General features: G+C 60.3%; 21 protein-coding genes and 1 pseudogene. 8 read left to right on the forward strand and 14 right to left on the reverse strand.

The annotated features are described in order from the left end of the window. Positions 1-16 precede the first annotated feature (16 nt). The 3 genes from NLY33_RS01080 to proC all read left to right on the forward strand — a co-directional run bounded on the left by NLY33_RS01080 (position 17) and on the right by proC (position 3206). Positions 17-1015, forward strand: coding sequence for a glycosyltransferase family 2 protein (locus NLY33_RS01080; RefSeq protein WP_023704515.1), 999 nt, complete (start codon positions 17-19; stop codon positions 1013-1015). Then, positions 984-2303: an O-antigen ligase family protein gene (locus NLY33_RS01085; protein ID WP_023704516.1), complete on the forward strand. Its 1320-nt coding sequence runs from the start codon at positions 984-986 to the stop codon at positions 2301-2303. The genes NLY33_RS01080 and NLY33_RS01085 overlap by 32 nt, the downstream gene beginning before the upstream one ends. Positions 2304-2390: 87 nt before the next feature. Beyond that, complete coding sequence (gene proC, locus NLY33_RS01090; protein WP_023704517.1) at positions 2391-3206, forward strand: pyrroline-5-carboxylate reductase; 816 nt, start codon at positions 2391-2393, stop codon at positions 3204-3206. 22 nt (positions 3207-3228) lie between these two features. Here proC and NLY33_RS01095 read toward each other — a convergent pair whose 3' ends face one another. The 14 genes from NLY33_RS01095 to NLY33_RS01160 all read right to left on the reverse strand — a co-directional run bounded on the left by NLY33_RS01095 (position 3229) and on the right by NLY33_RS01160 (position 18320). Then, positions 3229-4128 (reverse strand): MBL fold metallo-hydrolase, encoded by a 900-nt coding sequence (locus tag NLY33_RS01095; RefSeq protein WP_023704518.1) that lies wholly within the window; start codon positions 4126-4128, stop codon positions 3229-3231. 276 nt (positions 4129-4404) lie between these two features. After that, on the reverse strand, positions 4405-4797 hold the full coding sequence (locus NLY33_RS01100) for a type II toxin-antitoxin system VapC family toxin (protein WP_023704519.1): 393 nt from the start codon (positions 4795-4797) through the stop codon (positions 4405-4407). After that, a complete protein-coding gene (locus NLY33_RS01105) occupies positions 4797-5039 on the reverse strand; it encodes a type II toxin-antitoxin system VapB family antitoxin (RefSeq protein ID WP_023704520.1) in 243 nt (80 codons plus the stop codon). Before NLY33_RS01105 ends, NLY33_RS01100 begins: the two co-directional genes overlap by 1 nt. A 71-nt stretch (positions 5040-5110) precedes the next feature. Beyond that, positions 5111-6433 (reverse strand): NAD(P)H-dependent oxidoreductase, encoded by a 1323-nt coding sequence (locus NLY33_RS01110; protein WP_023704521.1) that lies wholly within the window; start codon positions 6431-6433, stop codon positions 5111-5113. Positions 6434-6586: 153 nt separating this feature from the next. Then, positions 6587-7981: a multicopper oxidase family protein gene (locus NLY33_RS01115; protein WP_023707967.1), complete on the reverse strand. Its 1395-nt coding sequence runs from the start codon at positions 7979-7981 to the stop codon at positions 6587-6589. Between the two features lie 182 nt (positions 7982-8163). Beyond that, positions 8164-11997 (reverse strand): caspase family protein, encoded by a 3834-nt coding sequence (locus tag NLY33_RS01120; protein WP_198023151.1) that lies wholly within the window; start codon positions 11995-11997, stop codon positions 8164-8166. Positions 11998-12520: 523 nt separating this feature from the next. Then, positions 12521-12817, reverse strand: coding sequence for a hypothetical protein (locus NLY33_RS01125; RefSeq protein ID WP_023707969.1), 297 nt, complete (start codon positions 12815-12817; stop codon positions 12521-12523). A gap of 238 nt (positions 12818-13055) precedes the next feature. Continuing rightward, complete coding sequence (gene rnhA / locus NLY33_RS01130) at positions 13056-13532, reverse strand: ribonuclease HI (protein WP_023707970.1); 477 nt, start codon at positions 13530-13532, stop codon at positions 13056-13058. A 201-nt stretch (positions 13533-13733) separates the two neighbouring features. After that, positions 13734-14402, reverse strand: coding sequence for a hypothetical protein (locus NLY33_RS01135; protein WP_023707971.1), 669 nt, complete (start codon positions 14400-14402; stop codon positions 13734-13736). A 10-nt stretch (positions 14403-14412) separates the two neighbouring features. Then, positions 14413-15099, reverse strand: a complete 687-nt coding sequence (locus tag NLY33_RS01140; RefSeq protein ID WP_023707972.1) for a hypothetical protein — start codon at positions 15097-15099, stop codon at positions 14413-14415. Positions 15100-15391: 292 nt separating this feature from the next. Beyond that, positions 15392-15856, reverse strand: coding sequence for a hypothetical protein (locus NLY33_RS01145; RefSeq protein WP_023709139.1), 465 nt, complete (start codon positions 15854-15856; stop codon positions 15392-15394). A gap of 61 nt (positions 15857-15917) precedes the next feature. Then, positions 15918-16430, reverse strand: a complete 513-nt coding sequence (locus NLY33_RS01150; RefSeq protein ID WP_023707974.1) for a hypothetical protein — start codon at positions 16428-16430, stop codon at positions 15918-15920. Positions 16431-17059: 629 nt separating this feature from the next. Then, complete coding sequence (locus tag NLY33_RS01155; RefSeq protein WP_156931533.1) at positions 17060-17614, reverse strand: hypothetical protein; 555 nt, start codon at positions 17612-17614, stop codon at positions 17060-17062. A gap of 118 nt (positions 17615-17732) precedes the next feature. Further along, the gene (locus NLY33_RS01160; protein WP_023707977.1) at positions 17733-18320 is read right to left on the reverse strand and encodes a recombinase family protein; all 588 of its coding nucleotides are present in this window, start codon (positions 18318-18320) and stop codon (positions 17733-17735) included. A 235-nt stretch (positions 18321-18555) separates the two neighbouring features. Between NLY33_RS01160 and NLY33_RS01165 the strand changes: the two genes are divergently transcribed. The 5 genes and pseudogenes from NLY33_RS01165 to NLY33_RS01180 all read left to right on the forward strand — a co-directional run bounded on the left by NLY33_RS01165 (position 18556) and on the right by NLY33_RS01180 (position 21706). Next, positions 18556-19209 carry a hypothetical protein gene (locus tag NLY33_RS01165; RefSeq protein WP_023707978.1) on the forward strand — a complete coding sequence of 218 codons (654 nt, stop codon included), beginning with the start codon at positions 18556-18558 and terminating at the stop codon, positions 19207-19209. A 333-nt stretch (positions 19210-19542) separates the two neighbouring features. Next, positions 19543-19959, forward strand: coding sequence for a hypothetical protein (locus NLY33_RS01170; RefSeq protein WP_023707979.1), 417 nt, complete (start codon positions 19543-19545; stop codon positions 19957-19959). 310 nt (positions 19960-20269) lie between these two features. Continuing rightward, positions 20270-20536, forward strand: a pseudogene (locus tag NLY33_RS29455) (HNH endonuclease signature motif containing protein); the annotation flags it as partial. Positions 20537-20626: 90 nt separating this feature from the next. After that, positions 20627-21337: a hypothetical protein gene (locus NLY33_RS01175; RefSeq protein WP_023709142.1), complete on the forward strand. Its 711-nt coding sequence runs from the start codon at positions 20627-20629 to the stop codon at positions 21335-21337. Between the two features lie 147 nt (positions 21338-21484). Beyond that, on the forward strand, positions 21485-21706 hold the full coding sequence (locus tag NLY33_RS01180; protein ID WP_023707981.1) for a hypothetical protein: 222 nt from the start codon (positions 21485-21487) through the stop codon (positions 21704-21706). Positions 21707-21769: the final 63 nt, after the last annotated feature.

Below are 21769 nucleotides of genomic sequence, written 5' to 3' on the forward strand. Positions count from 1 at the left end.
CATGCGGCTGGAGCGGATGATCCCTTTGCCATCGGACGGTTCGGTATCGATTGCGGGACGCTCTCCGGGGCTCGCCGCAGAGACGATCGAAGCCGTCGTCACGCTGCCGACCTTCAAGCGGCCGCAACTGCTGCTGGAAACGCTGGCGTCGCTGAAGGCACAGCAAACCAGCCGGCGCTTCGCCGTCATCGTCATCGAAAACGAGGCCAAGGCGCGTGAGGGCGCCAAGGCGGCCGTGCCGCTGTTCGAACGCGACGATATGAAGGGCATGGTCATCATCGCGCATAAGCGGGGCAATTGCAGTGCCTACAATGCCGGGTGGCAGACGGCGATCCTGTATTTTCCGGATTTCCGCCACTTGCTGGTCATCGACGATGACGAGATCGCCGACGCGGACTGGCTGGAGCGCATGTGCAAGACGGCGGAGACGCTTGGCGCCGACATTGTCGGTGGCCCGCAAGTGCCAGTGTTTACCGATCCTGCTCACGCCAAATGGGCCGAGCACCCCGTGTTTGCACCGCCCTATCGCCAGACCGGGCGCGTGGCCGCACTCTATTCCTCTGGCAACCTTCTGGTCGGGCGCAATGTGCTCACCATCATGGGGCCACCCTTCCTCGACCTGCGGTTCAACTTCATGGGCGGCGGCGATTCCGACTTCCTCAGCCGCTCGGCGCAGAAAGGTTTCGTGCTTGGCTGGTGCGCCGAGGCAAAGGTGCGCGAAGGCGTTCCAGCCCGGCGCGTCGCGCCTGACTGGATCCGCGCCCGATCCTTACGCAACGGTGTAATCTCGACGCTGGTCGAAAAGAAGAAGCGCGCCGGCACGCCATTCGCCGGCGCCAAGGTGTTTGCAAAAAGCCTGGCGCTGCTGATAGCCTCGCCCGTGCGCGGCGCAATCAAATTGGCGCGGACAGGATCGCTGTCGACGGCGCTTTACCCCGTCTATGTCTCGCTCGGCCGCGTGCTTGCCGAATTCGGATACGCCAATGAGCAATACAGGCAGCCTGAGAAGAACTGACGAGCTGCTGCTGGGCGGCATCGTCACCCGCAACAGTGTGGCGACGGCGATTGCCGCGCTGTTGTTTGCCGTCGTCATCGTGTCGTTCCGGCCGTTTCAGCCGGCAGGCGCGGAACTGACCGGCGACGGCGGCGACATCGTCAACCAGCTCGGCTTCAGTTCGCTCGGCGCCATTTCGATCTTCTCACTGCTGACGTTCGCCGACCCCAAGGTGGTGCGCTCGCTGCTCAGCCCGTCCTGGATTCTGATCCTCGGCTTTTTAATGCTTTCGGTCATCAACGCGACCGACCCGTCCTCGGCCATGCGCGCGGCCTTCTTCACGCTGCTTGGCGTTCTGACGATAGCGACGGTCCTGGTGCTGCCGCGCGATGCCGACAGTTTTTCGAAAGTCATCATATTCTGCGCGATCGTCGTTATCGGCCTGTCCTATATCGGCCTCATCGTCTTTCCGCATGAGGCCCTGCATACGGCCGATTCGCAGGAGCCCGAACATGCCGGCCTGTGGCGTGGTGTGTTCGCCCACAAGAACATTGCCGGACCAATCATGGCCTGCTTCAGCTTCGCCGGCCTCTATCTCTTCCGGCGCGGCCAGAAATTCTGGGGCGTGGCGATCTTCGGCGCGGCGATGATCTTCATGCTGCACACCGGATCCAAGACGACGGCCGGCCTGGTGCCGTTCTCGATCCTGATCGTCGTGCTGCCGGGCCTGATCGGCATGCGGTTCGGCACGCCGATCCTGTTTGCACTGGCGATCATTGCGACGGCCATCGGTACCTTAGGCATCGTCTTCATCCCGCCGGTGAAAGAGCTGGCGGCCACCTATTTCCCCGACCTCACCTATACCGGGCGCACGACGCTGTGGGAGTTCTCCGGCGAGATGCTGGCGAAGAAGCCTTGGACCGGCTACGGCTATGAAAGCTTCTGGGGCACGCCGCTGCTGCTGAGCCAGGACCAGCCTTTCGACCGGGCCTGGGACATCCGGACCATCGTGCATGGCCATGACGGCTATCTCGACATTGCGGTGCTGATGGGCATCCCGGCGCTGTGCGTTGCCGTCTACACTTTCGTGATCGCGCCGCTGCGCGACTACATGCGCATCCCGCCGCGCAAGGAGAACATCTATCTCGGTGACTTCTTCATGATGGTGGTGCTGTTCACGGCGCTGAACGCGTTCCTGGAAAGCTTCTTCTTCCATCGCGGCGACCCGGTGTGGCTGTTCTTCGTGCTCGGCGTGCTTGGCTTGCGGCAAGTGTCGCTGCGGCCGATCGCGGTACGCCGGCGACCTTGACCGGCTGGCCTGATCCAGCACCCCTTGAGGGGCTTTCCCGTCTGCCCGCTAGCGTCTAAGGAGAACCCTTGTCTCGGAGGGCTCTCAATGACGATCAGGCTTGTTCTCGCCGGTTGCGGCAATATGGGTTACGCCATGCTTGCGGGCTGGCTGAAATCCGGCAAGCTTGCCCCGCAAGCCGTGTTCGTGGTCGAGCCCAATGCCGAATTGCGCAAGCGCGCCGAGCACCTCGGTTGCAGTGTCGCCGCGGACGCGAACGGGATCCCCGCCGACGCAGAGCCCGACCTCGTCGTCATCGCCGTCAAGCCGCAGGTGATCCGCGACGTCACCGCCGCCTACAAGCGCTTCGGCGACGGCAGGACCACCTTCGTCAGCATCGCCGCGGGCACGCCGGTCGCCACCTTCGAGCACATACTTGGCCATCTCGCGCCTGTTATCCGCTGCATGCCCAACACGCCGGCCGCGATCGGCAAGGGCATGATGGTGGTCTATTCCAACCCGCTGGTGACCGACGACATCAGGCGTTTCGTTGCCGAGCTGCTGTCGGCGAGCGGTGTGGTGACGACGATCGACGACGAAGGCCTAATGGACGCGGTGACGGCGGTTTCGGGGTCCGGTCCGGCCTACATCTTCCATTTCATCGAGGCGCTTACGGTTGCAGCCGAGAAGGCCGGGCTGCCGGTCGAGACCGCCAGGCTGCTGGCCATGCAGACCGTCTATGGCGCTGCTGCACTCGCTGCCGAAAGCGGCGAGGAGCCCGGCGTCCTGCGCCAGCAGGTGACCAGCCCCAACGGAACCACGGCAGCCGCCCTTGCCGTGCTGATGGGCGAAGACCGGCTGACGAAGCTGCTGACCGAGGCGGTGGAAGCCGCGCGGCTGCGGTCGGTGGAATTGGGGAAGTAGCCCAGACGCTCGCGGGGCCGTATCAGCCCCACTTCATCTCACCCTTGGCGACCTTTGCGCCCAGTTCCAGGGACGAGACGTCAAGAAGATCGGGATAGCGCCGCTTCATCGCTGCAATCAGCTCGACGCTGGATTTCGCTTTTTCGGCTTCCTTATTGAAAGCTTCGAGGTAGGCGCGGGTGAATTCCACGGCCGCCAGACCGTCCGGTGCACCGGCTACCTGATGGGACGGCACCACGATGTTGGGTTTGCGGGACGCGATTTCGTTGAGCGCGGCAATCCATTTCTTGCGGTCGTCTACGGTTGGCTCGTCGGCAACCCAGACATGTACGCCGGACGAGATCAGCACGCCGCCGAACACCGCTTCAAGGCTGGGCACCCAGAGATACCGCCGGTCTTTCAGATCGGCGACCGTGACGATCTCGATCTTGTTTCCTTCGATTTCAAGTGAGGTGATATCGGATGCCTCGGGAATGACGACATCCGCCAGGACCTTCGGTCCATTGTCCTTGAGCTGCGGGCCCCAGACATCCAGCTTGGCTTGCACATTGGCTTTGATGGCCGCCACCGTCGCAGCGGCCGCGATGATCTTGGCGCCGGGGAAAGCATCCGCGACGGGACGCAGGCCAAAATAATAGTCAGGGTCGCTGCAACTGACATAGATCGTCGTCAGGGTCTTGCCCGTCGCCTTGATCGCATCCGCGACCGCACGGCCATCGGACAGGGTAAATCCGCCGTCGAGGAGGATGGCTTCTTTTTCCCCGGTCAGCAGCACCGGCGTGCGGCGGAAACCATTCTCGTCAGCCTGAAAATAGGTCCATTCCAGGTTGGCGGCCGCCCTGGCTGCAAAAGCCAGAGGCTGAAGCATGGCAACCATGCCCGTTGCCAGAAGGGTTTTCATCGTCTCGCGTCTTGTCCAAATGGTTTGCAAGATTTCAATCCTCAATGGGGGTTCAACTGATCGTTCGGAGATTGGCATCTCGGCATCGTTTGAAAAACCCGGATCAAAGAGACAGACTGTATGAATGGATCATACAATGGCAGCCGATGGGTCTGCGCCGTCAGCACGAGCGCAATGACCAGGCGTGTTGCGCGAGCAGGTCAAAAGCCCCATGGCGCGACCGCGGCAGCATTTGGCCTGCTGGGCGGGAGCGGCTGACGAAGCTGCTGACCGAACCGTGGAACTGGGGGAGTAGGATCAGGCCAGATCGGTGTGGGAAAAGTCTTTCCCTTTGTAGAGCAAGGGCATCCCACGGCTTTTTGCCGAGGCATATGACAGGCAGTCAGCGAGATTGAGCTGAGCCGGGTGGCCGCGACCTTTGCCATAGTTCGAAAAAGCCTGGATCGCGAGCTTGGCATCACCGATTTCGATCGGAACCACCTCGATCTCGGCCTCACGCAGGAAGTCCTCTATCGCCTTTTCGGCGAAGAGCGGCTCCACCACCAACTTCGATGAAAGCCGCATCGCCGCTTCGAGCACGACCAGCGGAGATGTGATCCGTATCGAGGCCTGCCCGATCCGGCGGCTCCAATCGGCGGCGTCTTCCTCTCCGGCGAGGACAGCGATCACCACCGAGGTGTCGATGAACATCAGGAATGTCCCCACATCTCGTCGATCTCATCCTTAGTCAAATCCCTGCCGCCGCTTCCCGCCTTGGCCTTCAGATCGTTCGATATGGCGGCCAGCCGCTCAGCCAGCGGAACCTGTTCACGTTCGCGCTGAAGCTCGGATTCGAGCGCTTCGATCACCGCTTCGGTCAAGGAAATCTTTCGCTTTTCGGCAAGCTGCCGGGCGAGGTCACGGGCGCGCGGGTCTCTGATCTGGAGATTCATTCTGGAAGCCTCCGTTCGCTGTCACTACAATATAGTGATCTTGTCATGACAAAGCCAGAGAGCTGGCCTGTTCATGCCATCTCAGCCCCGTAGAGCATATCATCCTGCAGCTTCCGCAAAGCGAACAGCCTCGTCGTGCGGTCGGGCGTAGCATTGTCGGCGGTGAGCAGTTCGCCCTTCCTCACCGGTTTCAGCACCTTGCCGCCTTCGAGCAGGCCGACCGGCACTGCGCGATTGGCGCGCGCCTCTTCGACGGTCATGGTCCATGAGCGGTAGCAAGTCTCGCCGATGGCATCGAAGGTCTCGCCCATGGCGAGATCGCGCTTGGCCACCGCGCAGACCTCGGCGACCGGCCTCGGCAGCGGCACCATGTCTGGCCGGCCATAGAGCATGATGCGCGCCGCGGTCAGCGGCACTTCCAGCGAGGTCAGGTGATAAGGCCGGAAGAAGCTGTAGTAGGGGCCGTGGCCTATGTGCAGGTCGTCCATGCGCTCGACGATGCGCGGATGCGTCGCCTCGACGATGACGAACACGCCGGGCGCCACGCCCTTGCCGATGGTGTAGTCGACAACGCCCTTCTTCGACAGGATGCCGCCATCCGCCTTCGGGATGAGCACATTGGCCAGCTGATCGCGGTCGGCCTTTGGGCCGTGCATGCCGGGAACGTCTGGGACCAGCCCGGTGGCGTTGGCGATGGCGCACATCTCGACCATGGTTTTGGAACCGTCGACGAATTCGACCAGCATGCGCGGGTTCATGTTGCGGCGGATCGCTTCCTCGCGATAGTCGTCCGGAACGGCATCGTGGTTGAGCGGGTTGTTCTTGCCCTTGCCAGCCGAGACGATGGTGTAGCCGAGCGCCGACGCAAATTCGATCAGCTCCATGCAGCTCGACGGCTCGTCGCCGGCGCCGACCGAATAGACGACGCCGAGCCGGTCTGCCTGCTGCTTGAGGTAGCAGCCGATCGTGACGTCGGCCTCGACATTCATCATCACCAGGTGCTTGCCGTGCTCCATCGCCTTCAAGTCGAAATCGGCGGCGACACCAGGCTTGCCGGTGGCGTCGATGACGACGTCGATCAGCGGATTGGTGACCAGCATCTCGTTCGTGGTAATGGCGATTTTGCCCGCCTCGATCGCCGCGGTGACTTTCGAGCCCCTGTCCGCCTCGACCGCCATCGCCTCGTCGCCATAGGCGATGCGGATGGCGTCACGCGCCGTGTGCGGACGCCGCGTCGAGATGGCCGCGACCGAGATGCCGGGCATCAGCATGCCTTGCGTGACCAGGTCGGTGCCCATTTCGCCGGAGCCGATGACGCCGATGCGCACCGGGCGTCCCTCGGCGGCGCGCCTGGCGAGATCGCGGGCCAGTCCGGTCAGGGCGACATTGGTCATGCAAGCGTGTCCACGGCTTCTTGATTTGCAGGCGGGAATAGCAGGGAACGGCGCCGCTTTGCCAACGAAACCGGCGAACACCGGCAATTTCTCCGGCAACAGGCCCGGCCGGTGAGGCCAACCCCGGTAGAGGCTGATTGACCCGCCTCGGCGTCAAACCACCCTGATATAGCTCGTCATGCCGGTTTTCTGATGTTCGATGATGTGGCAGTGCAGCAGCCAGTCGCCGGGATTGTCGGCGACGAAACCGAGCTGAACCTTCTCGTTGGGCTGCATGAGATAGGTGTCGGAGATGACCGGCTGAACCTGGCGTGTCGACGACGACAGCACCTTGAAGCTCATGCCGTGCAGATGCATCGGATGCGCTTGCGGCGTCAAATTCTCCATGTCGATGACATAATTTTTGCCGAGCTTCAGCTCGGCCAAAGGCGCGGTCGGGTCCGGCGTGTCGCCCGGCCACGGTACCTTGTTGATGGCCCAGAAGGAGTAGCCTAGCGTGCCGCATATGCTGTCGCTCGGCACGTTTTCCGCCGTGGCGCTGAGCGAGAGCGCGATGTGTTTCGCGCTGGCGAGATCCACCTCCGGCACTGGGTTGGCTTCCAGCGGTGCGAGGTCTCGCAAATCGCGCTTGAGCGAGCTGCCGGTGGCGCGCAAGGTGGCGAGGACCTTGGGTTTGGTGCCTCTGATGTCGCCCAGGCTTACGATCGCGCCCTCCTGGTCAGGCATGCGGATGGCGAGCTCCATGCGCTGCCCCGGTCCGAGCAGCAAAGCATCGGGCGCAAAACGCTGCGGCACCGGATTGCCGTCCAGCGCGATGACCGCGGCCTCCCCACCCTCGACGCGAAAGGCGTAGATGCGGGTGACATCGGTGATGGCGACCCGCAGCCGCATCAACCCGCCGGCCGGCGCGTCGAATTGCGGCTGGTCGAGCCAGTTGGCGGTGCGCACCGTGCCATAGGTTCCGGTTTTTGCGGCATCGCGCGGCCGGAATTGCTGGATGAACTGCGCGTCGTCGCCGAGGCGCCAGTCGCGCAGATTGACGATTGCCTCGGCGTCGAATTTGGGATCGTTGGGGTTTTCGACCACGATCACGCCGGTGAGGCCATGGCCCATCTGCTCCAGCGTGTTGCAATGCGGGTGATACCAGAACGTGCCGGCGTCGGGCGGCGTGAAGGCGTAGTCGAAATGATCGCCGGTGTAGACGTAGGGCTGAACCAGGAAGGGGACGCCGTCCATCTTGTTTGGAACGCGAATGCCGTGCCAGTGGATCGTCGTCGGATCGTCGATGCCGTTGACGAGGCGGGCGGCGAAAGGCTCGCCCTTTTTCATCCTGAGCACCGGCGGCATTCCGGCCTCTCCATAAGTCAGCACATCGCGGGTCTGGCCGATATCCATGAACCTGGCCTGGATCTTTGCCGTCTTGAGAACCACCGGCTCGGGCGCGGCTGCGGCCCAGCCACTGAGCCTGGCCATCGCTGCAAGGCCAACCCCGCCAACGCCGGCAAGCGCGGCTGTTTTCAAAACCCTGCGGCGGGTGAGTGAGGTCATCTGGCGCTCCAACGGAATATGATTACCTGCCGCCCTGAATGACGGGCGGCGAAAGGCGCACAAGCCGATACTGCCACATCGCATCTCTGTCACGCCATGGCGAGCCGATGACGTTTGCTTGCGCAACAGCGTGAACGCTGGCGTGCCCACCATTCGCCCGCATCCGGGAGCGCGGGCTCGGATTAATGCAACTCGGCCAGCAACGCCTGTGCCTCGGCGAGGTTCTTTTCGGAACCGGCGGCGAGATCGTCCATCTTACGCTCGCGGAAGACAACGAGCGCGTCCTGGCATGCGGCGATCGCTTCCTGTGCCATCGCCTTGTCCTTGTGGGCGGCGCCCAGATCGGCCAGCACGTCGCACAGGCTGTCCTGCGTGAAGGCGACAGCCGGCACCGAATTGATCTTCTTTTGCACCACGATCGCCTCGCGCAGGACCAACACCGCCTCCTCGAAATGCGCGACATTGTTTTCGGCGCGGCCGGCCATGGTCAAGGCATAGCCCATCTCGTTGCGCGCATTGGCCCAACGTTCGGGATCGCGGTCGCGACCGAGCTGCTCGGCAAGCGCCCGGTTGACGACAATCGCCTCCTCGTACAATTCAGCCGAAGGCTCGCGGGCCGCGATCATGCTCAGCGTCTGCGCGAGACTGGTCTGGTTGGTGATCCAGAGATCGGGATCGCGGGCGATCGTTCGCACCGTGGCGAGGTCGCGGTAGATCTGAGCGGCTCGTTTCAGCTTGCCGACATCGTTCGCCCAGTAACCAAGACTCGACAGCCCGCCGGCGAGATTGTTCTGATTGTTCTCCCAGACAGCCAGCGCATTCTCGCGCGTTACCACGCTGAGCGCTGCGTCATAGGCGGCAATCGCGCGGGTGAGCAACTCGACGTCCTTGCCGTCCGCGGCCATCAGCAAGGCATTGCCGATATCGCCCTTGGTGCGCGCCCATTGCATGCGGTTGGGAAAACCGTCGTAGATCCGCGCTGCCGTCTCGAAGCTCTGCACGGCCTTGGCGTAGAACGTGGCGTCGCCACCAATCCGGCCCTGGCTGTAGACGGCAAAGCCGAGGTCGTAATTGATATTGGCCCACTCCTCCGGGTCGGCGTCCTTGGAGTAGGCGGGGAGCGCGGCTTCCAGCATGTCGGCTGCTTGCGCCAGCAAGTCCAGGTTGGATGTATCGTCGCCCAGGATCGACAGGGTCTGGCCGAGCACGCGCCGCGTCTGGCCGATCTCCGTGACATCACCGCCTTTCGTCTGCCCGTCGAGCGCCGCCCGCAGCGCGTCGACCGATTGCTGCAGCAGTTGATCGTCAGAGGCCAGCTTGCCTGACATCATCAACGCGCAGCCGAGGCGGAATTCCGTCTTGGCCCAATTGGCTGGGTCCTTGTCGCGGGTGCGAACCCTGAGCACCTGACCGTAGACATCGATCGCCTGCCGCAGGGTCGAGATGTCCCCCGCGCGTTCGCCCCAGTTCGATAGCGTGCCTGCAAGGCTGTAACCAATCGAAGCGAACTCGCCCGGCGCGGCGGTTGCGGTATAGACCTCCCATGCCTGACGATACGCGGTCACCGCCTGAATGTAGTAATCGGTTCCCGTATCGAGATCGCCGAGCGTGTCGTTGACCGATCCCAGATTCTGCTGCAGCGAAGCCCAGTCAAGCGGCAGTTTCTCACGCGGATATTCGGACAGAGCGGCCTGGTACGCGGTGGCTGCCTGCAGCAGCAGTTCCTTGTTCTTCTGCTTGGCGCCGAGGCGCTGCAAGGCGTTGCCCAGCGTCAGCTGGCCGTTCGCCCAGCTCGCCGCGGCGTGCTCGCGCGTCCGAACCGAAAGCGCTGCCTCCGCCGCCTCCCGCGCGCGCTGCAACGCGGCGATATCGCCGTTGATCTCGCCGATCGACTCGAATGCGGTGCTCAAATTGTTCTGGATCGTCGCCCATTGCGCCGGCGCGCGTTCCCTGGTCATCTCCTCAGCCGCCGCCTGGAAGGCCGCGACCGATTGCTCAAGCGTCGGTACATCCTTTTCGCGCGCGCCGAGGCTCGCCAGAACGACACCCAGATTGATCTGGCTCAATGCCCAGTCGAGCGGTACGCGATCCCGGCGATATTCTGTCAGCGCGGCGCGATGCGCCGATATCGCTGCGCGAAAACTGTCCGATGTGGTCTGGCGTTCGCCGATCTCGGACAGCACGATGCCGAGATTGTTCTGCGTCGCCGCCCATTCAAGCGGCAGTTTTTTCGACGACTGTACCTCGAGCGCCGAGCGGAAGGCCGCGACTGCCCGCTCAAGCAGTGCCGTCCCGTTCTCGCGCTGGCCGAGCCGCCAGTAGACCGTGCCCAGATTGCCATAGGTCGATGCCCAGTCGTCAGGGTAGGCGTCATGCGTATAGACGGTCAGCGCCTGCTCATAGGCGGCAGCTGCCTTGTCGAGGTTGTCGCGGCCGGCTTCCCGTTCGCCCAAAGTAGCAAGCGTGGCGCCCATATTGTTCTGGGTGGCCGCCCAAAGCAGCGGCAACTTTTCGCGGGTGACATAGGTCAATGCCTGTTCATAGGCTGTCAGGGCCTGGGCGAGATACGCATTGTCGCCGGAGAAGTCCCCTTGTTCCGACAGAGCGTTGGCCTCTGCCGCCTTGTAGTAGAACGCATCTTCGTCGCTCCATTTCGCGGCCTGCTCATAGGCCTTGGCGTAGTCCTGAGCCGCCTCCTTGAAGTTGAAGGAAATCTCGTAGGTTCTGGCGCTGCTGGCGAAAACCTTTGCGAATTCGAGCCGCTTTGCCTTCAGCTCGGCCTCGGCCTGGTCGACCGTAGACGAAAGTTCGCCGATGCGGGCCTTGGCCTGCTCGTTGAATTTCTGCGCCGCTTCGAGCGCGCCTTCCTGAACCGCCTGTTCGGCGAGTTTCGATAGCCTGGCAATTTCGGGGTCCGGGTTTTTCAAAGTCTCGCGTTCGGCCAACACGTGTTTCAGCCGTTCGGTCTGGCCACGCAGCAGCTTGTCGAGCTCAGCCGGATCCTTGGGTATGTCGACCCCGAGCGCCTTCAGCATGGCGTAAAGCCCATCCATCGGCACCTTGCCGTCACGCGATATGGTTTCGATCTGGCGGCGCTCCGGATCGGGTAGCGTCGAGATGGTCAGCAGGAGCTGGCGCCGCTCCCTGAGGATTTCGCCCTCATCGCCTTTCGGTGCCTCGGCGGGGGTACCGAAATAGAGCAGCCGGCGCAGGCTCTCATTGACCCAGGGCCGCTGCTGGCCGTTGGTCTTGAGATAGACCTCCTCGCCGATCATGCGCAGAACGGTGCCGAATTCCTCGCCGCCCATCGTGTCGATGTGGCGCAGGATCGCTGCCGCATAGGGGCTGTTGCCATCGGCCGGACCGTCCAGCGCAACCTTGCCGGGCTCGGCGGCAAAGGCGATGACCTGGCCGAGGCTGCCGTCGACCGAGCCCTTGGCGTCGGCGCCGCCCTTCAGGGAAACCACGCCGCGCGTTTCCCCGAGACCGCCGGCGCCGATCGGCTTGCCTTGGTCGCCCGGCGCCAGCTTCAGGAGCGTGCCCGGCGGGAACGGATCGTTGCGGCAGGCGTCCAGCAGAACGATGGTGACCGGCACCTTGGCCTTCAGTTCGGCGACGATGGACGACAGCGGCACCAGCTTTTCGCCGGCATTGTCGAGCGCCGAGATATCGGCATCGACAGGGACCAGATAATTCTCGCCGCCGGCTTCGATGCCGTGGCCGGAATAGTAGATGATGGCGACATCGGCGCCCTCGGCATCGTCGACGAAGCCTTCGAGATCGCGCCGCAATTTGCGCGCGTCGCGGTTGGTGGCGACATTGGTCTCGAAGCCGAGCCTGTCGAACATCTCCTCGATGGCGCGGGCGTCGTTTTCCGGATTGGGCAGTTTGCCGACATGCTGGTAGTCGGACTGACCGATGATGAGCGCGACGCCTTTCAGCGCCTTCGGCTCTTCAGCCAAAGCGGGGCCAAACGCGCATAGGCACACCAGTGCTGCGGCAATTGCCGCGCACATGCGCCCTGTCGCACCTGCCGTTCGCCCAAAGAGCATTCTCTACCCCAAAACCCGACGCTATCTTCCGCAGGCGAGATGGCATCATGATGGCCGGCCGATGGCAAGTCCTTGGGCGAGCTGTGTTCTTGTCGTGGATATGCGTACGAGGAGGCTGGCTTTCAGCGTGCGAGCGGTAGTGTTCAGCATGCCGGATACGGCCAGACCGGCCTGTTCGTGAGTTGACAGGTCCGGACTTGTTGAGCAGTCGTCCGGCCCCGTAGAGCCTCTTTCTCTCAATGTTTCCGGGCGAGGCGCCACGGTTGGATGCGCGGGATTGGCACTTTTGCGTCAGCCGGCTTTTTTGGTCCGCAACGAGACCCGGACTTCGCGACTGCATCTTTTAAAATCAAAGGAATGAACTGGTGCTGCGAGAGAGGATTGAACTCGATCAGCAGCATCACAACTATCTGTTTTTATTATTCTTTCTGACACCCAATTGGGAATCTGTGTACCAGCCCCGTGTCCAGCTGGCAAGACTCCAGCTTCATACCCCGCTGATCTCAACGCCACTCTGCTGCATTGCCCGCATCAAAGCGGTCGAACGAAGCTTCTCGGGAGAGCGCCCTTCACCCACCCGCCTAAGCTTCGCCAGAGCTTTTCGATATTTCCTCCAGAGTTCGCGTGCGTGCGAGGTGTCGGACGACCGTATCATTTTGATCACCGCATCGGCGTTCATGAGCGGCTCAACCTTGCCGCCGACAACATGCTCTCGATATTCCGGGCTCAAGACATCATTAGTGCTGATGTCGAAGAGCCTCGCCCCACTGTCATTGATTCCCATTCGATATTCTCCTTTCTGTGATGTATTCGGTCCAGCGGGCCGCCGAGCACCACGGCGGGTGCTATGCGCACATCTGTGTTTCGCAAATTTTGGCAGCGCCTTGCCACGCGGATCGCGGACTTCTGCATGTACGAGCAATACGACGCAAACAGGGACAAGGCCCCGGTGCTCACCGAGGCCTCGCGATTGAGTTGGAGGTCGTCAGTCCAGGTGTCCCTGCCCCGGTTCTTCGTTCAGCCTAGCAAGCCATCCGAGCGGCCGCATTGGCGAGCCTATCGGCTTCCTCGTTGACCGGATCGCCGTTGTGTCCGCGCACCCACTCCCAAGCCACAGAACGGACTTCTACGAGTGCACTCAGCTCTTCCCAAAGCTCCCTGTTCTTAACGGGCGTCTTGCCGGCGGTCCGCCAGCCCCTGGCAATCCAGTCGGGCAACCGCTCAGTTATGCCCTTCACGACATATTGGCTGTCGCTGCGCAACACCACGGGCTTGCCGCTCGTCACAAGTTTAAGCGCCTCAATCGCCGCCATCAGTTCCATTCGGTTGTTCGTCGTCTTGCGGGCCGAACCAGTCAGCGCCTTGCGCTTCAGCTCTTTCGAGCCTTCCAGCAATTGGACAATTGCCGCCCAGCCACCCGGGCCAGGATTGCCGATGCACGCGCCATCGGTATGGATGATAATGTGCTGGCCTGAATGATAGGCCTTGGTATCGTTCATTGTTGAGTTCCTAACCTTGAGGGTCATAGGTGGAAGAAGACAACCGCGCCGATCAGAGAGCAGCGCGATCGTCGGGACTGTGTGTGGATTGTTTCGGGATGTGGGGACGACAATCCGCCAATCTGACGAATCATCGGCATTTTTCGACGATGTAAGTCCTTCTGTAATGTAAGTATCCAGTCGGAAGACATCACAGGAATCTCACTCCGGTGGGACCCCGAAAGCTTGTTCCGGGCGAGGGTCTATCAGTTCAGGTTTGGAGGTCACCTTGAGGTGGTCGGGAAGGGAATTATTCTTGAATGCTGTCCACTTCCTAATCTGGTCCGCCCGTATCGTGACATAGCGGGAGACCATCCGTTCCGACACGCCGGTGATCCTGCTTATGTCGACCTGAGGCAGATCAGGGAAATGGTCGAGCAAGAAGCAGACCTCCATTTGCGAGGTCAGCTCTGAGCGTCGGATTGCCCGAAACTTCTCCCAGCAAGCTTTCGCTTCCTCGGCCAAAGGACTTGAGGCGATTGCCGACGAGATGGCGGCAACCCCTTCATCCCACCGAGCATCAATCCATGCCTGTCCTTCCGGAGAGAGGACATCGAACGGATAGTTCCCCTCCTTGGCGGGATAGATGCGCTTTCCAAGGCCCTGTTCGACGGCCTCGCGGGTGAGACGCCTTCTTGTGACCCTGGACTTCCCCGAGATCGGAGCCTCGGTCTCCTCCCGAAGCAGTCCGACCTGCGTCAGTACGGCTCTGACCTTCCGCCGTCCGACTCCTTTCCTTTCTCCGTATTCAGTTACCGTGATCCAGTCGCCGAGAGAGACGAGCTTGAGATCGCCAGAGGCGCGGTCGAGAACTTCTGCCGTGTACTGCATTCACTCCGGGTCACGCTGCTTCGCTTCTGACGGCGAATGCGCCGGGTCCGAGGATTTCCCTCAGGTCCGCGATGTGGTCTTTCCGTTTCTGCTCTCGTCCTTTCTCAATCTCTCGTCTGATTTGGATGCCGTAGCCAATGAAGTTGGTCGCCTCGATTGACGACCACAGCGCTCGGGTAACCGATGGCGGGCAGCGCTTTGTCGAGCTCCGAACCATCGTGCCCTCCGGTCTCCAGGTGAAGTCCGTCTCGCCTTGAGCGAGCCGCCGCAACATGCGAGCTGCCTGATACTGGAAACCCCGGTCGCTCGCCCACCGTCGAGGCTGGTCGGCATAGAAATACCCAAGGGCCATGCAAAGAATTGCAATCTCCATCGCATGGTAGTCCTTGCCAACGCTGACGATCATCTGCGCAGCGCGGCGCTCATGGACGTTCTGGGGTCGGCCGCGATTCCCTGCCTCAAGGAACTCCTCGGCTCGCCTTGTGACGCGATCCCAGTCCCCCATGATGACAGCTTCGGCTCTCGGTCCTGAGCGCCTAGCGAGATAGTCGCGAATGGCCTTCTGGTACGGCTTGAGTTCGGTCTTGGTGACGCCTCTTTGCCTCGGATCGCCGTGAACTCGGTCGACGTTCCTGTGGTATTCGCAAAGATGGCTGAACTTCGTTGGTGCTCGATAGCAGCCGTCGACACGGCACATGCTTCTATTTCCTTTCTCTCGATTTGGTTTAGTGATTTCGGGACAGACGAGGCGATGCTGGGCACGCGATCGGCTCTGGCAAATTGACCCCGTGTGCTGGTCCGAACGTGGTTTCTAGCCCTGGAGCAAGAGACACGGACGGCTCTCGATTTCGCCGGTCGCGCCAAAGGTGATCCGGGGTGCGTGCCGGAGTTGGTTGGCAACAGTTGTTACAGAAAGATCGGCGCTCCTTGTTTGGCATTAGTGATGCCAGATTGAATGGAACCACATGTTGATTTCTGCGCAGCCTTGCTCATTCGCGGACGCGGTATTGCTGCCCGAGGGTCTGATCCTCCTCAATAAAATGAATGATTGAGTTGAGGACCCCTTCACCCCTTCTGGACAAGCGGACTAACTGATTGCGCTTGTCGTTGGGGTCGGAGTACGTCTCGATCAGGCCGAGGCCGGTGTGACGTAGCTTCTTGGTGCCATATCCTTCAGTTTCGTCAACGGACCTCAGGGCAGCGAAATGACGGGCTGACGGCCCACCAGGAGCAAGGTCGATTAGCCGAGCGTATTCGGCCATGGGTCGGTCGGGGTTGAGAGCGATGAGGAGAAACAGGCGCATCTGTCGGACAGGCATGTCCGGGGCGAGCTTGATGAACTCCTCAATGATCATGATGGCGCGTACCGTTGCCGTGTAGCGGTCACGGTCGGTTAGGTGAGGCTTAACTGGGCGGGCTTTCGTCTCGTTCTTTTGCTTCGCAGGTTGCTTCATTGGTAATTCGGTTCCCTCCATCGTGTTCGCGGTTGTGATGCATTGTCTTCGAAAGGCCTGTCTAAGCCGCCGCTGCTGTCCAAATCGCCAAGCAGCCCCCGGCGCGAGAGACATTCCGAAGGCGCACCTCAAGATCCTTGAGCTGGTTCGTTGTGAACCCCTTCAGTATGGTATCGATTCTGGCTTCCACTTCGGCGCGTTCCCTGTCGGCTGCGCAGCGGGATGTTTGTTGTTTCTGTTGAGGAATTTTGGATGATTTGCCGTACGTACGGCGAACCTCAGCCTGCTTCTCTCGCCACTCTCGAACCCGGTTAGCGGGAGCCGTGGGTTCAGTCCGTCCCTCAATGATCATGATGATCTCGTCAGCGCGGGACCGACCGATGTCGCAGTGGGCCTTCAGAAACTGAGGCCACGTTATGTCCTTGCGCTTGGCGACGCGGCTCTTGGCCTCGATCAGGTAGAGGCCGCAGGACTTGGCATGGTCATTCGCTCTCTTGTTGTTCTTCTCACCGGCCTGGTAGTGGCCATAGGCCTGTGCCCCGAGTTGTTCGAGGCTGAGGTCTTCGTAGCTCAAACTCTGTTCTCCTTTTTAATTGAAAATGCTGGTGGGACTCAGCGAGCTGAGCGAGTGGTTCTTCTTCTTTTGGTCAATTGACCTCCGGCTCTTGTATCCCCTCGCGCCTTTTAAGGTCAGGGACTGCATTCAGAGGTGAGCGTCTGGACTCACTTGGCAGGGCCGGTTGGGCTTCCTTGCAACGCCTTTTGGACGCTTCAGGCCCCACCTGAGTGGGGACCCCGCTTCGGCCCTCTCACCGCCCTGAGGTGATCCCGGCGCGGATGTTATCCGGGACCTCAGGCCAGTACGGTCCGGTCTCAAGCCGGTCCGCGAAGCCTACATGCGCCTTTGTTTCGCTCTTCAGCTCCCCATTCCGAGCTTCCGCGGAAGGATCATCACTTGCGCCTCAGTGGTCTGAGGGGCCTCCCTTCTGCCCCGTGGCATCCGTTCGGTGACTCATATATGTACGATTTAGTACTGGTACGCAAGCGTACTTAATAAGAAATGTAGAGTCTGGGGCCTCCTTCGAGCTAAGTCATTGAGGAATAAGAACGAAAATTCTAGGCACTTGGCGCGTCTGAGCTCCAAGGTGGCCATGCTGCGCGATGCTATGGCGTTGAGCGCGGGGCAATGATCGGTTGCCGACCCTATTCAAGAGCTTCCAGTTTGTCGGGTTTTTCGCCGTACCATTTTATCCACGGCCTGACCCTCCACGTTCTCACCGCGAGCCTTGTGCAACGACTGTTCGTGCCCTCAGCGATTAGTTCGCGCGCAAAATCGAAGCGTGCCTCTTCCGCCAATAGTTTGAACATCTGGACGATCTCGACAGCAAGGGGGGTCACCCTTGTTTCGCGGTATCTCTTTGTTGCGGCCCTCTGTTTCTCTCGCGCTCGCATGGGATCAGCCCGATAGCGCCGTTTCACCTCTTCGCGTGACTTGTCAGGATTAACTTTCCGCCATCGTCTCTTTCGTTCAGTGGCGGCTGCTGGATTTGCCGCATGGTATTTGCGATTGGCTTCGCGCACCTTCTCCGGATTGGTCTGACGCCAGTTTTGGGACTTCAAACGGGCACTCTCACGGGCCTTCTCAGGATTGCGCAAGTATCGTCTTTGACGCTGTTCCCGATGGCGCTCCGGATTGGCTTCCCGCCATCGACGCTGCCGTTCGGCATCCCGTCGTCGCCTTTCTTCAGTGGAAATCAAATCTCGCTCCTGGTGAAGTTGGGATCGAGGCTCAGGCCGCGCCCACAGCGACGTCACTGCCCCACGCCGCAAGTGCCTTCATTTTGCATGATCAGCCTTTATACTGGCAGCCTGCGAGTCATTGCTGAGGAGGAGCAACCTCCTTCAGGCCCGCAGCCTCAAGCGCGCGATAGACCGAGCCACGTCCGATGCCGACGGCCTTCGCGACCTCGGACACGCTCTTCCCCTCGCGGAATAGCGTTACGGCCTCCCCGGCCTTTGCCCGTGCCGTCGGCTTGCGACCCTTGTACTTCTGCTCCCCCTTGGCCTTGGCGATACCTTCTTTCTGCCGCTCCCTCATCAGGTCGCGCTCGAACTCGGCGAAGGCCGCGAACATGTTCAGCATCAGCCGTCCGTATGCTCCAGTCGTGTCGAGCGTCTCCTTGCCGAATTGCAGCACCTTCAGCCCAATGCCGCGCTCGTGGAGGTCATCGACGATTTCCCCAAGCGTGCGAGTGTTGCGTGCCAGCCGGTCGATCTTGGTGATGACCAGCGTGTCGCCCTTGCGCAGGAACCCGAGGGCGCGCTCCAGCTCCTTCCTATCGCCGAGCGCCGACACCTGCTCCGAGTAGACCTCCTCGCAACCGGCAGCCTGGAGATCACGTACTTGCGCCTCCAGACCTGCAACCTGTTCTTCTGTTGACGTTCTCGCGTAACCGATCTGCATGTCCAAGCCCCTTCTATGTGTCCAATAGAGCCTAGACTTCTGAGTCGACTGTGTCCAAAAGTCAATACCCGCTCTTCTGGACATGGAACGAGGTGCCCAGCCGGACGTCCGATGGACCCTGCCCATCTGGACACCGGCTTGCTGGGCAACTCGCCATCTTCAATGCAGCAGCGACCTGACGTTGACTATCTGCAGATTATCTGCGCAGATAGATTTCTAACTGAAGGAGCTACCCATGGGACTGATGATCACAGCAACCAATGCGGCCGGTGTTGGCCCCGGCCTCTGGACCTTTGAAATGCCTCCGCATCAGATCCGCCTTTTTGGAGCGGCGCCGTCCGCAACTGGTCAGCGCAGCATAGTAGTTCTCAAGGCCTGCAACTTCGACCCCAAGGCGCGGACCCTACAGTTCGATGTGGACGACGCTGTCGCGGTGAATGTAGGAACCCAAGCTGAGGCAATCGCTATTGCGGCTGAAACGCCGACATCGAGCAGTCAAGCCTCGATCACGTCCCGCAACGCTGCACCGGTGGTGACTTATGCACCCGGGGACCGCCAGTTTCTATCACTGGCCGAGGACCTGCTCCCTCTCCCTATGCAGCGGGCAGCGGCAGCGCTATTAGACGGCGTTCGTCAGCGTTCGCAGGGTGAACTGAAGCGCGGTCTTGCCCGCAACTTCAGCGAGACACCTGACAACTTTTGGTATGTCATCATTCAGCCGAGGGTCTCGCAGCTTTCGATCACCATCCGTGGGCCGGTTGAGCATTTCGAGCCCATAGCCAAACTGCCAATTAAGGATGATAGGGGCAACACCCTCTTCAAGGTGACCAGCGGGGCGGACGTACCGAGCGCGCTCGAACTGATTTTCCATGCGAAGCGCCGGAAGTAGGCCGTAGACTGTCGTGGGCCGCCAGACCAAACGGCTTCACTCCTTCGAGGTGAACCCTTAGGCGGCACACAGTCGCATTCGGAAGCCGCTTGGCGAGCCTTGCCAATGTAGGCAGGACCAGCCGGTTGAGTGGCAGATCTAATGATCAGTAGAGGGGACGCTGTGCCTATTCAGAACGAACAAGAGTTAGCAGACGCAGCCGTGAGGGCCGGAGCGCTACTTCAGGAAATTCAGGACTATTTGGGGAACCAAAGCAGCGCGACAGCTCGCGTGAGATTTCCACGCGGTGTAATGCGGACAGCCGCAGTTTTTCGCTCTGCATTCCCTCGCTACATGCCTTACGACAAGCGTACGACGTGCGCTTACGGGCTCATGTACTTCGACGCGATGTGGTGGTTGACGCATCGTACCGACCTCGCCGGCGTAGCCCAGGAGATGTGCTTCAAATCGATGATCATAACCCTCGGCACCGTGTTGGAGGCGACCCTTCGTATCCCAGCTGAGCCGGGCCTCGGTGGTGGTGGAGCCGGCGTGAAACAGAGGTTGGATACGGCGGTACAAAGAAACTGGGTCACTCAGGCGGATGCCGATTTGCTCAAGCAGCTCTGGGATCATCGAAACAATGTTCATGCACATGTCCTGGGTGCGACAGAATTTGGCCTCTACAAGCTTGCCCATGTTGACGGTGCGGCGCGCGCGGTCCGGCGCTTGGTAAGTAACCTCAAGGCTTGGGACGATGCGCGTGCATGAGGCGATGCTAAGCGTATCACTGAGACCCAACTCGCAGCGATGAACAAACCGACGCTAATGCACGATTTCGCACGATTGAGTGTAAGGCCAAATGGGCTTGTTGTGCCTGGAAGGTTGATCGAGCGGACCCTGGCAGCTCACACCTTCAACCTCGTCGTCTATAACGACCACGAGACCTGCCCATCTGGACAAGCCGTCGAGGAGCAGTACAACCGGAACGCGGGGGGGGTAAAAGATGAACCGAAGCGAACGTGCGTTTCTGGCCAGGGGGATAGATGCCGGCACAGCTCGCAGGCTTGTCGACGCCAAGATGACGCTTGCCGATCTTAAGTCCAAGACTCTACCAGAGCTGACGTCTCTTGGAGTCAACTCTACTGCGTCTAGCGTTATCCTAAATGAAAATCGCCCTCCCATTCCAGCGACCATTCTGACCAGTGTACTCTTCGCCAATCGATTTACCTGTTGCGTGTGCCGAGAGCATGAAAAGCCCATAATCCTTCATCACATAGTCCCGTGGGAGGAGAGCCGTAGCCACGATGCAAACAATCTGGCCGTTTTGTGCCTAGATGATCACGGCCATGCGCACAGTCATAAAGAACTCTCTAGAAATCTAGATAGGTCTGCGATCTTAAATGCAAAGCAAACCTGGGAAGAGCAGGTCCGACGCATGGATGCTGAAGCAATAATAAGGTCGTCTAGCGTTGAGTACAATTCTTGGGCATACTTTAATCATTTACGCTTGTTCGAACTTGCCGAGGAATTAGACGTCGACTTCACCAGGGTTACCGGTTTCGACAATGCATTAATTCTCGCCTTGATATTCCCTGATGGAGCGTTGCGCCCACGCAGCTCTGATACTTTTTATATGTATGAAGGCCCCGAGATACTACACCTCCACCGATACACGAAAGGCGTGATGACGGCCGTCCTTAGGCGCCTTGTAGTGTTTAACATCTCGGATCATCTCGATAGAGGGGACTTGCCGCACGTTCTCGCGACAGGCGATTTTGTATTCGTGCAAGGAGCACACTCCTTCAAGAGTCTGACCAAAAGCCATGAAGGACCGGGACAAACGACCCGAGGAGTACGGCAAGCAAATCGTGTAAGCGTAGAGTTTACTTTCGACAATTGGGAAGCACTGTCATCTTCAGCGCACAGCGACTGGCTATCCGGCACAAAACGAGCGGGCACATTACTTCACGTGCGGAGCGTAGATCGAGATGTCGACAGACTTGTAATCCGAGGGACGGCGATAGGCATCTCAAATGGATATGGGGATCTCAAGCGCAGGGATTACAGCCCTAGGTTCGGCAGGTTTATTGACTTCGATCCCGACGAAGACCCTTATGAGGAGCTTAGCGATTTTGACGGAGCGTAGCGTGCGAAGCGTTTCCAGCCGAGCAACAGCTTGAACTCCGAGGTGGCCTAGAGACAAAGGCCGGGGTACGGGGGGAGTGTTCGGTAGCCGCCTACCTGATTGGGCGGACGGATTTTTTTGCAAAATATTTCGGTATGAAAGGGTCATATGCGCATCTATGCGGTCACGAACGGCGTCGAGAAGGAAGCCTATCGGCTGTCCGGAACTCACTACAAATGTTTCCCGCGCAGCGACAACGAGGTCGCGAACGCGAAGGAGTTTGTCACGATCGAAGAGGCTGCGATTTTCATGATCAAGAACCCTGGCTGGGGTATTCGGATGAACCCCGGCTCGGCGATCATCTACCATGGCATTCAGATCGAGCTGTAAACTCCTCGATACCTGAAGGTTAGGTTGCCATCATTAACCCAAGGGCTGTATTGCTTCGTGGTG

The organism is Mesorhizobium sp. C432A (genome assembly GCF_030323145.1).
In the GTDB taxonomy this organism is placed as follows: Bacteria; Pseudomonadota; Alphaproteobacteria; order Rhizobiales; family Rhizobiaceae; genus Mesorhizobium.

Excerpts from the sequence above, each read along its gene's own strand:
- NLY33_RS01080 (WP_023704515.1), top strand. The coding sequence starts at position 17 with ATGATCCCTTTGCCATCGGACGGTTCGGTATCGATTGCGGGACGCTCT.
- NLY33_RS01085 (WP_023704516.1), top strand. The coding sequence starts at position 984 with ATGAGCAATACAGGCAGCCTGAGAAGAACTGACGAGCTGCTGCTGGGC.
- proC (WP_023704517.1), top strand. The coding sequence starts at position 2,391 with ATGACGATCAGGCTTGTTCTCGCCGGTTGCGGCAATATGGGTTACGCC.
- NLY33_RS01100 (WP_023704519.1), bottom strand. The coding sequence starts at position 4,797 with ATGTTCATCGACACCTCGGTGGTGATCGCTGTCCTCGCCGGAGAGGAA.
- NLY33_RS01105 (WP_023704520.1), bottom strand. The coding sequence starts at position 5,039 with ATGAATCTCCAGATCAGAGACCCGCGCGCCCGTGACCTCGCCCGGCAG.
- NLY33_RS01110 (WP_023704521.1), bottom strand. The coding sequence starts at position 6,433 with ATGACCAATGTCGCCCTGACCGGACTGGCCCGCGATCTCGCCAGGCGC.
- NLY33_RS01115 (WP_023707967.1), bottom strand. The coding sequence starts at position 7,981 with ATGACCTCACTCACCCGCCGCAGGGTTTTGAAAACAGCCGCGCTTGCC.
- NLY33_RS01120 (WP_198023151.1), bottom strand. The coding sequence starts at position 11,997 with ATGTGCGCGGCAATTGCCGCAGCACTGGTGTGCCTATGCGCGTTTGGC.
- NLY33_RS01125 (WP_023707969.1), bottom strand. The coding sequence starts at position 12,817 with ATGGGAATCAATGACAGTGGGGCGAGGCTCTTCGACATCAGCACTAAT.
- rnhA (WP_023707970.1), bottom strand. The coding sequence starts at position 13,532 with ATGAACGATACCAAGGCCTATCATTCAGGCCAGCACATTATCATCCAT.
- NLY33_RS01135 (WP_023707971.1), bottom strand. The coding sequence starts at position 14,402 with ATGCAGTACACGGCAGAAGTTCTCGACCGCGCCTCTGGCGATCTCAAG.
- NLY33_RS01140 (WP_023707972.1), bottom strand. The coding sequence starts at position 15,099 with ATGTGCCGTGTCGACGGCTGCTATCGAGCACCAACGAAGTTCAGCCAT.
- NLY33_RS01145 (WP_023709139.1), bottom strand. The coding sequence starts at position 15,856 with ATGAAGCAACCTGCGAAGCAAAAGAACGAGACGAAAGCCCGCCCAGTT.
- NLY33_RS01160 (WP_023707977.1), bottom strand. The coding sequence starts at position 18,320 with ATGCAGATCGGTTACGCGAGAACGTCAACAGAAGAACAGGTTGCAGGT.
- NLY33_RS01165 (WP_023707978.1), top strand. The coding sequence starts at position 18,556 with ATGGGACTGATGATCACAGCAACCAATGCGGCCGGTGTTGGCCCCGGC.
- NLY33_RS01170 (WP_023707979.1), top strand. The coding sequence starts at position 19,543 with ATGCCTTACGACAAGCGTACGACGTGCGCTTACGGGCTCATGTACTTC.
- NLY33_RS01175 (WP_023709142.1), top strand. The coding sequence starts at position 20,627 with ATGGATGCTGAAGCAATAATAAGGTCGTCTAGCGTTGAGTACAATTCT.
- NLY33_RS01180 (WP_023707981.1), top strand. The coding sequence starts at position 21,485 with ATGCGCATCTATGCGGTCACGAACGGCGTCGAGAAGGAAGCCTATCGG.